This is a genomic window from Spirillospora sp. NPDC048911, from assembly GCF_043198015.1.
GTDB lineage: Bacteria > Actinomycetota > Actinomycetes > Streptosporangiales > Streptosporangiaceae > Spirillospora.
Map to the genome: position 1 here is coordinate 511,789 of NZ_JBICUD010000001.1, position 15,027 is coordinate 526,815.

The 15,027-nt window shown below is 71.5% G+C and carries 11 protein-coding genes; 8 read left to right on the plus strand and 3 right to left on the minus strand.

The window, feature by feature from the left end; translation table 11 throughout:
* Nucleotides 1–625: 625 nt before the first annotated feature.
* Together ACGFNU_RS02430 and ACGFNU_RS02435 are read right to left on the minus strand one after the other, a co-directional pair.
* Nucleotides 626–1,630, minus strand: a complete 1,005-nt coding sequence (locus ACGFNU_RS02430) for a hemolysin family protein (protein WP_392589444.1) — start codon at nt 1,628–1,630, stop codon at nt 626–628.
* A complete protein-coding gene (locus ACGFNU_RS02435) occupies nt 1,618–3,279 on the minus strand; it encodes a CNNM domain-containing protein (RefSeq protein ID WP_392589445.1) in 1,662 nt (553 codons plus the stop codon). Before ACGFNU_RS02435 ends, ACGFNU_RS02430 begins: the two co-directional genes overlap by 13 nt.
* Nucleotides 3,280–3,809: 530 nt before the next feature.
* Between ACGFNU_RS02435 and ACGFNU_RS02440 the strand changes: the two genes are divergently transcribed.
* The 7 genes from ACGFNU_RS02440 to ACGFNU_RS02470 all read left to right on the plus strand — a co-directional run bounded on the left by ACGFNU_RS02440 (nt 3,810) and on the right by ACGFNU_RS02470 (nt 13,483).
* Entirely contained in the window at nt 3,810–5,021 is a 1,212-nt protein-coding gene (locus tag ACGFNU_RS02440; RefSeq protein ID WP_392589447.1) for a hypothetical protein, read from the plus strand.
* Nucleotides 5,018–7,534, plus strand: a complete 2,517-nt coding sequence (locus ACGFNU_RS02445; protein WP_392589449.1) for a tetratricopeptide repeat protein — start codon at nt 5,018–5,020, stop codon at nt 7,532–7,534. The genes ACGFNU_RS02440 and ACGFNU_RS02445 overlap by 4 nt, the downstream gene beginning before the upstream one ends.
* Nucleotide 7,535: 1 nt before the next feature.
* Nucleotides 7,536–8,798, plus strand: coding sequence for a protein phosphatase 2C domain-containing protein (locus tag ACGFNU_RS02450; RefSeq protein ID WP_392589451.1), 1,263 nt, complete (start codon nt 7,536–7,538; stop codon nt 8,796–8,798).
* Nucleotides 8,795–10,159 carry a VWA domain-containing protein gene (locus ACGFNU_RS02455; protein ID WP_392589452.1) on the plus strand — a complete coding sequence of 455 codons (1,365 nt, stop codon included), beginning with the start codon at nt 8,795–8,797 and terminating at the stop codon, nt 10,157–10,159. Before ACGFNU_RS02450 ends, ACGFNU_RS02455 begins: the two co-directional genes overlap by 4 nt.
* 434 nt (nt 10,160–10,593) lie before the next feature.
* Complete coding sequence (locus ACGFNU_RS02460; RefSeq protein ID WP_392589454.1) at nt 10,594–10,998, plus strand: FHA domain-containing protein; 405 nt, start codon at nt 10,594–10,596, stop codon at nt 10,996–10,998.
* A 13-nt stretch (nt 10,999–11,011) separates the two neighbouring features.
* On the plus strand, nt 11,012–12,637 hold the full coding sequence (locus tag ACGFNU_RS02465) for a hypothetical protein (protein ID WP_392589456.1): 1,626 nt from the start codon (nt 11,012–11,014) through the stop codon (nt 12,635–12,637).
* Between the two features lie 21 nt (nt 12,638–12,658).
* Nucleotides 12,659–13,483, plus strand: coding sequence for a glutamate ABC transporter substrate-binding protein (locus tag ACGFNU_RS02470; protein WP_392589457.1), 825 nt, complete (start codon nt 12,659–12,661; stop codon nt 13,481–13,483).
* A 16-nt stretch (nt 13,484–13,499) separates the two neighbouring features.
* On the opposite strand, the gene ACGFNU_RS02475 is transcribed toward ACGFNU_RS02470, so the two are convergent.
* A complete protein-coding gene (locus tag ACGFNU_RS02475; RefSeq protein WP_392589458.1) occupies nt 13,500–13,853 on the minus strand; it encodes an STAS domain-containing protein in 354 nt (117 codons plus the stop codon).
* Between the two features lie 398 nt (nt 13,854–14,251).
* Between ACGFNU_RS02475 and ACGFNU_RS02480 the strand changes: the two genes are divergently transcribed.
* Nucleotides 14,252–14,941: a lysophospholipid acyltransferase family protein gene (locus ACGFNU_RS02480; protein WP_392589460.1), complete on the plus strand. Its 690-nt coding sequence runs from the start codon at nt 14,252–14,254 to the stop codon at nt 14,939–14,941.
* Nucleotides 14,942–15,027 lie beyond the last annotated feature (86 nt).

Consider the following 15,027-nt stretch of genomic DNA (forward strand, 5'->3'; position numbering starts at 1 on the left):
CCAGGCGCAAGCTCATCCGCACCAACCCCATCGACTTCGCTGGGCTGATCAGGACTTGACTCACTCACCCCTGCCTCGGGCAAGGCTTCGCTGAGCTCGTCCATGCTGGGCTCGCCGAGGGCAGGTCCGCCTGCGTCTGCCTCGTCCGAGATAGAACCACTCGCGTCCGGCTCGGCCGGGGCTGGGTCGCTCGTGTCTTGCTGTGGCAAGACTGCTGCGCTCGACTCGCTGGCATCGGGGACGTTCGTGCTGGGCTCGTCGTCGTTTGACGTGGCGGGAGCGGGCTCAGATGTGTCGAGTTCGCTTGCGCTTGGGTCGTCCAGGGTGGGGAGGGCCATTGTTCGGGCCGAGGCCGGCTCTTCCAGGGTGGGGAGCGGCTTTGTGGGGTCGGGCGGGAGGACCAGGTCAGCGGTGTCCGCTCGGCCTGACCGGGCGGTCAGTCTCGGGCGGGGCTCGTCGGTCGCCGGCTCGTCGCCCGTCTCGTTGGTGTCTCCCGGATGCTGCACCGCGGCCATCCCCGTTCTTTGTCGGCTCGTGGCCGTCGTCTCCATTCCTGCCCAGGAATAACGTCTCACAGGTCGTCGATCATCGGTGTCCCGCGCGAGGGCGGGACACCGATGCGCGATCAGTGCGGGTTGGTGGCGAGGAGCTCGGCGAGCAGATCGTCGAGGGTGACGATGCCGGCGAGGTCGCCGTTCACGTCGGTGACCACCCCGAGTTGCGCGCGGGCCCGGCGGAGGCGGCTGACCGCGTCCAGCACCGTGGTGCCCGCGGTCAGGGCCGGTGCCGGGGTGGCGAGCTCCCGCGCGGGGCGGTCACTGGTGATGGCGGCGCGTACGTGCACGATGCCCACGACGCCGGTGCCGTCGCGGACCACCAGGCGGCTGTGCCCGCGCGCGGTGGCCGTGCGGCGGACCTGGGCCGCGGTGGCGTCGGCGTCGATCGTCGTCACCGAGCCCGCCGGGATGATCAGATGGTCGACCGTGACCTCGCGCGCCGAGATGGCCCGGCGGAGCAGCTCGTGGTCGTGCCGTCCGATCAGGCCCAGCCGGCGGGACTCGCCGAGGAGGTGGTTGAGCCCCTGGGCGTCGGCGTGGCTGTCCAGCTCGTCCCGGGGCGTGACCCGGATCAGGTGGAGCAGGCCGTTGGTCGTGGTGTTGAGCGCGGACAGCACCGGCCGGGAGACCTTCGCGAACGCCCGGAACGGCAGGGCGAGGATCAACGCCGCGCGTTCGGGATGCGCGATGGCCCAGGACTTGGGCGCCATCTCGCCGACGACCATGTGCAGGAACGTGATCACCGCGAGCGCGGTGGCCAGCGCGACGGCCTTGGTGCCCGCCTCCGGCATGCCGATGGCGTGCAGGGGCGGTTCGAGGAGGTGCTCGAACGCCGGTTCGGTGACGATGGCGAGGCCGAGCGAGCACATGGTGATGCCGAACTGGGCGCCCGCCAGCATGAGCGACAGTTCCTTGACACCGGCGACCGCGGCCCCCGCGGTCCTGCTGCCGCGAGCGGCGGCCCGTTCGAGTTGCGGACGGTTGGCCGCCACCAGGGCGAACTCGGCGGCGACGAAGAAGCCGTTGCCGACGAGCAGCAGCACTGTCACCAGGAACGAGGTCATCGGGTCCATGAGACCTCCTGGCCCGCGGCGGCGGATACGACGGCGGCCGCCTGCTCCGGCGACTCCTCGCCCGCCCGCTCAGCCCCTTGGTCCGGCGGCGCCTGCCTTGGCGGCCGCTCAGCGGCATGTTCAGCGACCCGCTCAGCGGCATGCTCAACCGCGTGCTCTGGCGCCTGCCCGGACGCCTGCTGACCGGCATGCTCCGATGTCTGCTCAGCGAGGTGCTTGAGCGCCTGCGCGGCCTGCTTTGGCGTCTGGTCGGACGTCATGGCGGGGGCCTGCTCGGGCACTGGGCTCGCGGCGGGGGGATCGCAGGCCGGCAGCTCCGGTGACTCGCCGGCCGGCAGTGTGCGCAGCCTTACCTGGCTCGCCACGCGGCGCGCGAGGCTCACCACTTCCAGCTCTACCTGGCCCGTATCGCCGGACTCCGGGTCGAAGCCGACGATGAGCCGGTCGCCCCGTGCGGGAAGGCGTCGGAGTTCGGCCATGACGAGTCCCGCGAGGGTGTCGTAGGCGTCGCTCTCGGGCAGCGGCAGGCGGGTCATGCGGCCGACCTCGTCGATGCGCAGGCTCGCGTCCAGCAGCCAGGAGCCGTCGGCCTCGGTGCAGGGCACGGCGTCGCGGGCGTCGACCTCGTCGGTGATCTCGCCGACGAGCTCCTCGGCGATGTCCTCGAACGTGAGGATCCCCGCCAGGCCGCCGTACTCGTCGACCACGCACGCGAACTCCTCGCCGGAGTCGCGCATCTGCTCGATCACCCCGTACAGCGGCTGGCTGCCGGGCACCAGCAGCGCGGGCCGCGCGAACCGGCGGATCGGGGCGTCCTGGTCGAGGGTGTCGTCGGCGACCTCGCGGACCCCGGCGAAGCCGATGACGTCGTCGACCTCCTGGCCGTACACCGGGTACGTGGTGTGGCCGGTCTCGCGGATCAACGCCACCAACTCGGCCACGGTGGCGTCGGCGTGGAGGGTGCTGACCTGGGGCCGCGGCACCATCACCTCGTCGGCGGTCAGGTCGCCGAACGACAAGGCGCGTTCGAGCAGGCCCGACAGGTCGGCGGGCAGGTGCCCGGCGTTGTGCGACCGGCCGATGATCTCGCCCAGGTCCTCCAGGGTGGCGCCGCCCTGGAGCTCCTCGACCGGCTCGACGCCGACCGCGCGCAGCAGCCGTTCGGCCGTGCGGTCGAACAGCCGGATCAGCGGGCCGGCGACCGTCAGGTAGAGCAGGGTGGACGGGGCGAGGACGCGGGCGAGCCATTCGGCCCGGGCCAGCGCCAGGTTCTTGGGGAACAGCTCGCCGAGGACCATCTGGATCAAGGTCGCGAGCACGAAGCCGGTGGCGAGCGCGATCGCGCCCGTCGCGCCGGCGGGGACGCCCGCGACGTCCAGAAGGGGCTCGATCAGCTCGGCCAGCGCGGGCTTGGCGATGAAGCCGACGACGAGCGTGGTCATCGTGATGCCGAGCTGGGCTCCGGACAGCATGAACGACAGCCGGCCGATCACCTTGAGCGCCCGGTGCGCACCGGTGTCGCCCTGGTCGGCGGCCTGGGTCAGCCGCGCGCGATCGGCGGCGACATAGGCGAATTCCTGGGCTACGAAGTATCCGGTCGCCGCCGTGAGAAGGACGACGGCGAGGACGCCGAATGCCGCGGTCAGCACGGGGCACCGGGTCTATGACTAGGGTCCGGCACTGCGGACTCTCAACTCCTCTCGATCGACGACTTATCTGAGCAACGTCACCTCACACCAGGACGTTCCCGTGACACAAGGGTCCCCCGGGTGATGATCGCCTCATCCTGCCCTAGAAGTGCCTGGTCAGAGCTGAACGGCGCGGTAGGTCCTCCTCGGGGCGTGCGGATGTGGACGCCCCGTACCGGTTCCCTTTCCGGCGTCCCCACGAAACTGGCCGATGGTGGCCGTCCGGAGCGATCAGCGGCGGATGATCGCCTGCGGCGGGGCCGGCAAGCGGTCGTGCGGTGGTCTTGTCGGGGAAAGTGTCACCGATCACACTGTTCACAGGGCATACGTCTGATTCTGGAAAGGTCCGCGCCGCCCGGTCGCCGGCGCTGACGATCACGGCACAGCGGCCGGGGCGCACCGCGACGAAGACGGGGTGACGGCTGCGGGGACATGGCAAGAGCGAACGCGGGGCCAAGGTGAGTGAGAGCGGGGCCGGGGCGGCCGCGCCCATGAGTCGGGAGGGGATCGAGCACGCCCTGGACGGCCTGCGCGAGGAGAAGGACCGGATCTTGGCCGCGTTGCTCGCCGTCGACGACCATCACGGGTACCGGCTGCTCGCGGGTGCCCGGCTGGCCGGGGAGACCTGGCACCGGTGGAGCGAGACTCAGGAGCGGCTCACGTTGCTCTGGCGGCTCTTCGACGAGTACAGCCGGGTCCTCGAATCCGCGGCGGCGCTCCATGCCGGGCTCGGCCGCCGTCCCGACCACGATTCCCTCGCCGAACTGACACGGCTACTGTCCGGCCCCTCGGTAGAGCTCCCTGGCGAGATTCCCCTGGAGAAGCGCACGCTCCTCGGCCCCGCCAAGGAAAAACTCACGCTGGACGAGACGGTCACTCTGATGGCCGACGCCTACGACAAGGCCGCCAGCGTCATCGCGGCTGCGGACGCGGCGTGGACGGCGCTGCTCGTCCCCCTGGAGGAGGCGGAGGAGAGCTGGCGCGACACCGCGCGCCTCGTCCAGACGCTGGAGGACGTCCGGCACGTCGAGCTCGATCGCCTAGGGCGGGAGCTGACCGCTCTCGGCCGCCTCGTCCGCACCGATCCGCTGTCGCTGGTCCGGGGCGGGCAGGCCGACGCCGGGCGCCTCGACCGCGTGCGCGAGGGGCTCGACGCGCTGCGAGCCGGGCTGGCGAACGCGGCGCGGATCCGCGACGGGTACGCCGAGCACGCGGCCCGGCTGGCGGAGTCGATCACGCAGGTCGAGGCGGCCGAACGGGACGCGCGCGAGGCGCGGGAGACCGCCTTCCTCAAGATCGACGGCACGGCCCTGCCGGCGCCGCCGGAGTCCGGCGCCGCGCTGCGCGACCGGCTGGCGGGCCTCGACGCGCTCCGCGAATCCTGCCGCTGGACCGAGCTGGCCGAACGCGCCGGCGAGCTCGACCGGGCCGCCGCGGCGGCGTTGGAACAGGCTCGGGCCGCCCTGCGTCTGAGTACCGGACTGCTCGATCGGCGAGGCGAGCTGAGGGGGCGGCTGATGGCCTACCGGGCCAAGGCCGCGCGGCTCGGATTCGCCGAGGACGAACTGCTCACGCGACTGTACGGGGAGGCCCGCGAACTTCTCTGGACGGCACCCTGCGACCTGCGGCGGGCGACCGCCGCGGTGGCGGAGTACCAGCGTGCGATCAAGGCGTGTGAAAGCGAGACGCGGAGGGCCCGATGACCACGACGTCGTGCACCTCGCCCGGTTGTGGCGGGACGGTAGACGAGGACGGCTTCTGCACCTCCTGCGGGATGGCGCCCCTTCCGGAGCCGCCGCCCGCGAACCCCGCCGAGATCTCCTCGTCGTCGGTGGGCCATGCGCCCACGATGGCGGCGGCGAGCGCCCCCAAGCCGTATTCGGTGGCCGCTGGCTCGGTGATCCCTGGCTGGGCGTCGCCGGATTCCGGAGGTTCCGCGGGCGACGCAAGCTCCGGCGGCGCAGGCTCCGGGGCCTCGGGCAGCACCGGCTCGGGCCCCTCCGGACGTACGGGAGCCTCCTGGGCGACGCGGGGAACGGGATCCAGCGGCTCCGCCAGACGCGGCATGCTCGGCGCCGGACTGGTCGAGGTGCCGCCGGTCCCGTACCGCGACCCGGCCTCGGCGGTCATGGACAAGGCCGAGGTGCCGGAGAGCCGCCGCTTCTGCAGCCGCTGCGACGAGCCGGTCGGCCGTGGCCGCGACGGGCGTCCCGGCCGTACGGAGGGCTTCTGCCGGAGTTGTGGCCATCCGTTCTCGTTCGCGCCCAAGCTGCGGAAGGGCGAGCTGATCGGCGGCCAGTACGAGGTGCTCGGCTGCCTCGCGCACGGCGGCCTCGGCTGGATCTACCTGGCCCGCGACCACAACGTCAGCGCCCGCTGGGTGGTGCTCAAGGGCCTGCTCGACACCGGCGACGCCGATTCGCTGGCCGCCGCCACCGCCGAACGCGCGTTCCTCGCCGAGGTCGAGCACCCCAACATCGTCAAGATCTACAACTTCGTGCAGCACGGCGGCACGGGCTACATCGTCATGGAGTACGTCGGCGGCGAGTCCCTCAAGGACATCCTGGTCCGCCGCCGTCACGGGGAGGGCGAGGACGCGGCGCTCCCCCTCGGCCAGGTCATCGCGTACGGCCTGGAAGTGCTGCGGGCGCTCGGTTACCTGCACGGCGTGGGGCTGCTGTACTGCGACTTCAAGCCCGACAACGCCATCCAGTCCGAGGAGCAGCTCAAGCTCATCGACCTGGGCGGGGTCCGCCGCGCGTTCGACGTCAACAGCCCGATCTTCGGCACGCCCGGGTACCAGGCTCCGGAGATCGCCGACCGGGGCCCGTCCATCACGTCCGACCTCTACACGGTCGGGCGCACGCTGGCGGTCCTCAGCTTCCCCTTCCGCGGCTACACCGGCCGCCATCTGCGCAGCCTGCCGCCCCGGCACGACGTGCCGATCTTCCAGCGGCACGAGTCGTTCCACCGTCTTCTGCGCCGGGCCACCCACCCCGATCCCGACGGCCGGTTCCAGAGCGCCCCGGAGATGGCCGAGCAGCTGACCGGCGTCCTCCGCGAGGTTCTGGCCACCGAGGACGACCGGCCGCGTCCCGCGCCCTCGACGCTCTTCGGCCCCGAGCAATCCGTCGCCGGTACGGAGATCGTCGACGCGTTCACCGCCGCCGCGTTCTCCCTTGAACTCCCCGGCACCGCTCAGGTAGCCGCGATCGCGACCCCCCGCACTGCGACCGGGACGGCACCGCAGAGCGGTGTGACCGCCCAGGGGCCGCAGAGCCCCAACGGATCAGGCCGAGTATTGGCGGCCCTGGATCCGAGAGCGGCGGCAGCGGCGTTGCCCGTGCCGCTCGTCAACAGCGCCGACCCGGCGGCGGGCTTCCTGACGGGCCTGACGGCACGTGATCCCGCTGAGCTGGCGGCGGCGCTGGCCACTCCGTCCGTTCCATCGCTGGAGGTCACGCTGGCGCTGGCCCGCGTCCGGATCGAGCTCGGCGAGCTCGACGAGGCCGCCCGCATGCTCGACGGCATCGCCGACGACAATCCCGACGACTGGCGAGTGGACTGGTACCGGGGCGTCGGGGCCCTGGCCGGACGGCGGTTCGACGAGGCGATCAGGACGTTCAACCGGCTGTACGACCTGATGCCGGGGGAGACGGCACCCAAACTCGCCCTCGCGTTCGCCAACGAGTGCAAGGCCGAAGCCGAGGCCGCCGGTTACTACTACGAACTCGTCTGGCGCACCGATCCCACCTACGTGAGCGCCGCGTTCGGGCTGGCCCGCGTACGCCTTGCCGCCGGTGACCGGACCGGCGCCGAGCAGGTGCTCGACTCCGTTCCGCCGATCTCCAGCAACTACCTGAACGCCCAGCTCGCCGCGGTCGCGACCGCCGTGCGCGGCAGGGGAGCGGGCGAGCTCGGCGGCGACGAACTCGTGGAGGCCGGACGGCGGCTGGAGACGCTGCGGCTCGACACCGAGCGTTACGCGAGGTTCGCCGCCGAGGTCCTGGAGGCGGGCCTCGCCTGGGTGCGGGCCAACCGGACCCGAGCGGCCGCCGCGCATCCGGAGCTGCTCGGGGCCCCGCTCGCCGAGATCACGCTGCGTCAGAAGCTGGAGGCGACGTACCGCATGCTGGCCAAGCTCGCCGAGGGGCCGGGCGACCGCCACGAGCTGGTCAAACGGGCCAACTCCGTACGGCCGAGGACGCTGTTCTGACATGGCGGCGGGCACCGGGCGAGCCGGGGGCGACGAGGACGGCCGCGCAGGACGGGCGAGCGCGGCCGGTTCCGCCTGCCAGGAGTGCGGCGAGCCGTTGAACGCCCGCGACCGTTTCTGCGAGGCCTGCGGCCGGCCGAGCGATCTCGTGGTCGCCGGTGCCGCGCGCCGGAGGCCGGCCGGTGCCCCACGGCGGACCTGCGCCGACTGCGGTGCCGCGACGGTCGACGCGGACGGCTACTGCGGCGGCTGCGGGCTGCGCCAGCCCAGCGGCCGCGAGCGCATCGAGCTCACGGTGTCCCGGGACGGCACGGTCTCGGCGCATCCCGCGCCCGGCGGATCGGCGGCGGGGATCAGCGACCGCGGCCTGCGGCGGAGCCGGAACGAGGACGCCCTCGCCCTCGCCTGCCTCGTCCTCCCCCAGCCCGTTCCGGCGCCCGGCGGGCAACTGGCGGCGCGAGGTTCGATGCCCCGGGACAAGGCGCCCACCGAGCGGTTCGTCTGCGCGGTCGTCTGCGACGGCGTGGCGTCCGCGCCGGGATCCGAGGAGGCCGCGCAGATCGCGGCGGACACCGGCATCGCCACGCTCGTACGCCGGCTGTCGCTCGGCGCGGACCCGGAGAACGCCACGCGCGCGGCGGTGACCCGATCCGCCCGAGCGGTCGCGGGGCTCCCGGGCTCCGACCACAACTCCCCTGCCTGCACGTACGTCTCGCTCGTCGTCGGGCAGGACGCCGTCACCGTCGGCTGGGTCGGCGACAGCCGCGCCTACTGGCTACCGAAGGCGGCAAGCGAGGCGGACGAACCGAACCCTCCGGCCACGTCGAACGGATCGGATCCCGCGCGCTTGCCTTCGCTGCTCACGCTGGACGACTCGTGGGCCGTGCAGATGGTGGCCCGCGGTGAGCTGACCGAGGACGCCGCGTTCGCCGATCCCCGGGCGCATCTGCTGACCGGCTGGCTGGGGGCGGACGTGGCGTCGGTCCAGCCGCACCTCACCACGTTCGAGCCGGCCGGCCCGGGGCTGATCGTGGCGTGCAGCGACGGCCTGTGGAACCACCTTCCCGAGCCGGCCGCCCTCGCCGCCACCGCGTCGGGTGAGGCGGGCGGCGATCCGCTCGGAACCGCGCGGCGCCTCGTCCAGGCCGCACTGGACGCCGGCGGGCACGACAACGTCACGGTGGCGCTCATCCCGTACCCGCCGGCCACCGGCCACCGATCACAGAGGACGCCGACCGAACCTGCCAGGGAGCCCCTCTCATGAGCGACCTTCCCGAGTTCACGATCAAAGTCGACCAGAATCCCTTCCTCCCCGACGGCGGCCGGGAGATGCACGCCGTCGTGACCGTCGAGGCCATCGGCGGGTCGCCCGGCTCCCCCCGGCCGTCCGCCGCCGAGGCCGCGGAGATCATCATCATCGACACCTCGGGGTCCATGTCGTACTCCGGGAAGATGGCCGCCGCCAAGCGGGCGGCCAAGGCGGCGCTGAACGTGCTTCGCGACGGCGTGCATTTCGCCGTCGTCGCAGGAGCCAACCAGCCGCGCATGGTCTATCCCTTGGGCGAACGACTCGTGAAAGTGACCGACAAGACCCGGCAGGACGCGCAGACCGCCGTGGCCAAGTTGGACGCCGCCGGCGGCACGGCGATCGGGACCTGGCTCAGGATGGCGGACCGGCTGTTCGCCGAGCACCGTTCCGCGATCCGGCACGCGATCCTCCTCACCGACGGCAAGAACCAGCACGAGCCGGCGGAGGAACTCGACGCGGCGCTGGCGCAGTGCACCGGGAGCTTCGTCTGCGACGCGCGCGGCGTGGGAACGGACTGGGAGGTCGCCGAGCTGCGCAAGATCGCGTCGGCGTTGCTGGGGACCTTCCTGGACGTGCCCGACCCGCGTGACCTGGAACGCGACTTCCTGGAGATGACCGAGGCGGCGATGGGCAAGGAGGTCGCCGACGTCATGTTGCGGGTGTGGACGCCGCAGTTCGCCCAGCTGAAGTTCCTCAAGCAGATGACGCCGACCGTCGAGGACCTGACCGAACGGCAGCGGCGGTCCGGCACGCAGACGGCGGACTACCCGCTCGGGGCCTGGGGCGCCGAGGACCGCGAATATCACCTGTGCGTCGAGGTGGAGCCAGGGGACGTGGGGCGCCAGATGCGCGCGGCCTGGGTGAAGCTCGTCGTGCCAGGCGGCGGCACCGCGACCGGCGGCGGAGGGGGAGCGCCGGCGGAACAGGTGCTCGCGTCTGGCAACGTGCTCGCCGAATGGACCGACGACGAGGCCAAGTCCACCCGCATCAACGGCCGCGTCGCGATCCACACCGGCCAGTCGGAGCTCGCCGACGCGATCCAGGAAGGCCTCGAAGCCCGCCGCACGGGCGACGAGGAGACGGCGACCGCCCGGCTCGGGCGCGCGGTGGTGCTGGCCAACCGGATCGGGAACGACCAGATCGCCGGGCTGCTCGACCGCGTGGTCGACGTCCTCGATCCGGAGGCCGGGACGGTGCGCCTGAAGAAGGACGTGTCGAAGGCCGACGAGATGTCCCTCGACACGCGTTCGGTCAGAACGGTGCGGACCCGCCAGGGCGGCGAGTCCGCGACGGGCGAGCAGCAGGGCGGAGGCTGACCACCATGCCGGTCTGTCCACGCGGACACAATTCGGACGCCGACGACTACTGCGACGTCTGCGGCGACCTGATGTCGGCGGCGCCACCCGCCGCGTCCGGTGCCGCCGAAGCGTGCCCGCACTGCGGTACGCCTCGCAACGGACGGTTCTGCGAGGAGGACGGATACGACTTCGAACACAAGGCGCTTCCACGTCCTGCCTTCCCGGAGCCCGGAGGAACTGGCCAGACCACTCAACTCTTGCAGGACCCATTGGCATCCTTCGCCCCAACTCCTCCGGCTCCCCCGACCCCCTCACCGACACCACAAAAACCACCCACACCGCAGGAAGCCGCCCAGCGTGAGCCCGCGGCACAGGCCGCGCTCAGGGAAGAGGCTGGTTCTGGTGGGCAGCGGCCTGCGATCGGTATCTCGTCGCCGACGGGCTGGTTGGCGTTGGTCGCCGCAGACCGGGACTACTACGAGGCGATGATGGCGTTGGGCGGGCCTGAGGCGGCGGCTCTCACCTTCCCCCCGTACTGTCCCGAACGTTGGGTCCCGCTGATCGGCGAGCACATCCGCATCGGCCGGCGGAGCACGTCGCGGGCGCTCTTCCCCGAGATCGATCTGTCGGCGCCGCCCGAGGATCCCGGGGTCTCGCACATCCACGCGGTCCTGCTCGCCCAGCCGGACGGGACGTGGGTGCTGGTCGATCCGGGCTCGACCAACGGCACGTCGGTGAACGGCGCCACGGACCCGATCCCCCTCAACGTGCCCGTCCCGGTCGGCGACGGCGACCGGATCCACGTCGGCGCCTGGACCACCATCACGCTGTTCCTCGAAGGAGAGAACCGCCGATGACAGAGCACCGCCCATGACCACGAAGCCCGAGAGCCAGCTGAAGCCCGAGAGCCGGGTCCGGCCGGAGTCCGCGACCGTCCCGGCGACGCCGCCCTCCGCGCCCACCGGCCGCCACGCCGCGCGCCGCCGCGGCCGTGCGAGCGCGGGGGCGGGTGGGGGTGCGGGCTCAGGCGAGCAACTCCCTGATCTGCGGCGACCGACGGGGATCACCGGGCGGCTGAAGACGTTCCTGCGCGCCCGATGGCTCGGCACCATTCCGGGCCGGATCCGCGCGTACGCCGCCCTGGCGCTGCTGGCCGTCGCCCTCCTGCTCGCGGTGCTGAGCGTCGCCATCGGGAACGCGCGGGACGGCGTGCAGACGATCGGGCACGACGCCGGGCCGCGGGTCGTGGCCACCGGCTCGCTCTACTTCGCGCTCAGCGACATGGACGCCCAGGTGGCGAACATCCTGCTGATCGGACGGCAGCACGATCTCGGCATCGGGCATGACGAGGCGTTGCGGCGGTACGAGGTGCGCCGCGTCGAGGCCGGGCAGGCGGCGGTGCAGGCGGCGCAGCTCGCCGGCGACAACGTCAACATGCAGCGCACCGTGCGCGAGGTGCTCGACGGGCTCGGCCAGTACGAGCGGCTCGTCGGCGAGGCCATGCTCCTCGACAGGCAGGCCAATCACGCCGCCGGGCAGCTTCCGCAGCAGGTCGTCGACACTTACCGGCGCGCGACGGATCTCATGAAGATGGAGCTGCTGCCCAAGGCGTACAACCTCACGCTGGACAGCGGCGCGACCGTGCGGCAGTCGTACGAGAGCAAGCGCACGGCCATCGAGTCCGGCCGCACGTGGGTCGCGGTCACGGGCGCCCTGCTGCTGGCGGCGCTCATCGTCGTCCAGGTCTACCTCGCCGGGCGGTTCCGGCGGCTGGTCAACCCGGCGCTCGCGCTGGCGACGGTCGTCGCGTTCGCGCTCGTCGCGGTGGGCGTCGGCCTGCTGTCGGCGCAGGCCGACCATCTCCGCAAGGCCAAGGAGGACGGGTTCGACTCGATCCTCGCGCTGTCGCGGGCACGGGCGATCAGCCACAGCGCGTTCGCCGACGAGAGCCGGTACCTCCTCGACCCCGGCCGGGCCGACACCTACGAGCAGACCTATCTCGACAAGTCGCTCGCCGTGCTGTTCGTCGACCCGATGGGCAAGCCGGTCAACCTGGAGACGTACTACACGCGCCTGCCGCAGGTGCTGCGCACGTTCGACCCGGCCCGCGACCGCGACGCGTTCCTCGGGTTCTTCGGGGACGAGACCGACCGTGTCCGTCCCGGGCCGCAGACGGCGGCGCTGAACGACACGCTCCGCGCGTACCAGAAGGTCATCGAGAACGACCAGAAGATGCGGCGGCTCGCCACCGGTGACGACCGGAACGGGGCGATCTCGCTCCGGATGGGCCGGCAGTCGGGTGCGATCAAGGACTTCGACGACTACGACAAGGCGCTGGACCGGCTGTCGGAGACCCACCGCACCGCGTTCGACCAGGCCATCAAGGACGGCGACGGCGGGCTCGCCGGCTGGAACGTGATCCCGGCGGGCGCGGCCGTCGTCATCGCCGGGCTGATCTTCGCCGGGGTCCGGCCCCGGCTCGCCGAGTTCCGCTGACGCGACGAGGAGACGAGAATCATGCGCACGTCACGCGTCGCCGCCGCCGCGACCCTGATCGCCGCGACCGGCCTGGCCGGCTGCGGGCTGAGCGGCGAGGCCGACGAGGGTTCGATCCTCCACAAGCGGTCGCTGGTGATCGGCGTCAAGGAGGACCAGCCGAGCCTCGGCCTCAAACGGAGCGACGGCACGTACGAGGGCTTCGACGTGGACGTGGCGAGGTACGTCGCGGGCAAGCTCGGTTTCCCCGCGAGCCGGATCACCTTCCGGACGACGCCGTCGTCGGTACGGGAGACCGCGCTCGCCTCGGGCAAGGTCGACGTCATCTTCGCCACCTACTCCATCACCGCCCAGCGCAAGACCAAGGTCACGTTCGCCGGGCCGTACTACGTGCCGCACCAGGACACCCTGGTCCGCGCCGACGACTCCTCGATCAAGAACGTGCGGGACCTCAAGAGCAAGCGGCTGTGCGCGGTGAAGGGGTCCAACTCCTGGAAGCGCGTCACCGAGGAGCGGAAGATCGCCGCCACGTCGGTCGAGGCCGCCAACTACGGCGAATGCCTGACCAAGCTGCTCGCCAAGCAGGTCGACGCCATCTCGACGGATGATCTTATTTTGGCGGGCTTCGCGGTCGGCCGCCCCCTCAAGATCATCAACTCGCCGTTCACCGACGAGAAGTACGGCATCGGCCTCAAGAAGGGGGACCTGGCCGCCTGCGAGGCCGTCAACCGGGCCGTCATCCAGATGTACCAGGAGGGCAAGGCCAAGGAGTTCCTCGAGAAGTGGTTCAGCAAGTCCGGCCTGCGGATCTCGGCCAGCGTCCCCCAGTTCGAGGGCTGCACCTGACCGGACCCGCCGGTCGTCAGGGCGTGGCGTTGGAGGGGAGCGCGTTGAGGGCGTCGCCGAGCGTCTCGTAGACGGAGACGAACTTGTCGATGCCGGTGATGCGGAACACCCTTTGCACGCGTTCGGGCAGGGCGATCAGCGCGATGACCGTGCCGCGTTCTCCCGCCCGGCGGTTGGCCGCGACGATCGCGTTCAGCCCCGTCGAGTCGCAGAAGGTGACCTGGCGCATGTCGACGACCATCGGCCCGCCCGTGTCGATCACGTCGAACATGGCCTTCTCGAACTGCTGGCGGGAGACCACGTCGATCTCGCCCTGCACCCGGACGAGCGTGCAACGGTCGTGATGCATCAGATTTACGTCGAAGTCCATGGGGTCTACCTCACACCCTTAGCCAGGAGTGGACCTGCGACCCTGCCCCGTGACTCCTCAGGATTGCGCACCCCCCGGCGCTTTCCAAGCGCTTCCAGGGAATAGGTCCGGGTCCTCTGGGCAACGGTCGTGAGAGGACGGACGGCGCCGGGGCGCTCTCGAAAACCTACGCGCCAGAAACTTACTCAAGGGTAGGAAATGGCGGGCCGGATTGGATCTGAGGTCCAATATTGAACAAGTTTCATGACCGGTTCTTGGTGTGAGATATCTTTCGAGGAACGCTCCTGACCTGCGACTGGTCCATTCCTGGTGGTCCGGTCACGCGGAAAGGGAGGAAGGCGGAGCGGGCCCGGATCGGCGCGGGCGTTACAGTGTCGGTGCCGAATTCAGGAGGCTGGGTGTTCTACACGTTCATGACCCGCGTGGTCCGTCCGATCCTGTGGGTGCTTTTCCGGCCCCGGGTCATCGGAGGCGAGAACGTTCCGGACTACGGTCCGATCATCGTGGCCAGCAATCACCTGTCGTTCATCGACAGCTTCATCATCCCGCTGGCCATCCCGCGCCCGGTGACCTACATCGCCAAGGCCGACTACTTCGCCGGCAAGGGCGTCAAGGGCCGCTTCGTCCGCTGGTTCATGACCAATCTCGGGCACGTGCCGGTGCGGCGCGGCGCCCAGCGCGCCGCGATGGGCGCGCTGGAGCAGGCGGTCGAGATCCTCGACAACAGCGGCGCGTTCGCCGTCTACCCGGAGGGCACCCGGTCCCCGGACGGGCGGCTCTATCGCGGCCGCACCGGCCTCGGCTGGCTGGTGCTGGCCTCCGGCGCGCGCGTGCTGCCCGTCGGGCTCGAGGGCACCGAGAAGATCCAGCCGATCGGGGCCTCGCTGCCGCGATTCTTCGGCCCGCGCCCCACCGTGCGGATCGGTCCCCCGATGGACTTCACGGACTATCGCGACATGGCTCCGGCCAAGGCCCGGCGGGCCATCACCGACGAGGTCGTCGAGACGATCCAGAAGCTCTCCGGCCAGGAGTACACCGGCGTCTACAACGACCGCGCCAACGCTTCGACCAACCCCACCAACGGCTGACTCCAGCCCGACCGCCGCCCGGCCGCCCCGACCGCCGCCCGGCCGCCCCGGCCACCGCCCGGCCGCCCCGGCCGCTGGCTCGGCCG

What these genes read in the sequence shown, in the direction of transcription:
- ACGFNU_RS02450 (WP_392589451.1), top strand. Translation starts at nt 7,536, where the DNA reads ATGGCGGCGGGCACCGGGCGAGCCGGGGGCGACGAGGACGGCCGCGCA.
- ACGFNU_RS02465 (WP_392589456.1), top strand. Translation starts at nt 11,012, where the DNA reads ATGACCACGAAGCCCGAGAGCCAGCTGAAGCCCGAGAGCCGGGTCCGG.
- ACGFNU_RS02475 (WP_392589458.1), bottom strand. Translation starts at nt 13,853, where the DNA reads ATGGACTTCGACGTAAATCTGATGCATCACGACCGTTGCACGCTCGTC.
- ACGFNU_RS02455 (WP_392589452.1), top strand. Translation starts at nt 8,795, where the DNA reads ATGAGCGACCTTCCCGAGTTCACGATCAAAGTCGACCAGAATCCCTTC.
- ACGFNU_RS02430 (WP_392589444.1), bottom strand. Translation starts at nt 1,630, where the DNA reads ATGGACCCGATGACCTCGTTCCTGGTGACAGTGCTGCTGCTCGTCGGC.
- ACGFNU_RS02440 (WP_392589447.1), top strand. Translation starts at nt 3,810, where the DNA reads ATGAGTCGGGAGGGGATCGAGCACGCCCTGGACGGCCTGCGCGAGGAG.
- ACGFNU_RS02470 (WP_392589457.1), top strand. Translation starts at nt 12,659, where the DNA reads ATGCGCACGTCACGCGTCGCCGCCGCCGCGACCCTGATCGCCGCGACC.
- ACGFNU_RS02445 (WP_392589449.1), top strand. Translation starts at nt 5,018, where the DNA reads ATGACCACGACGTCGTGCACCTCGCCCGGTTGTGGCGGGACGGTAGAC.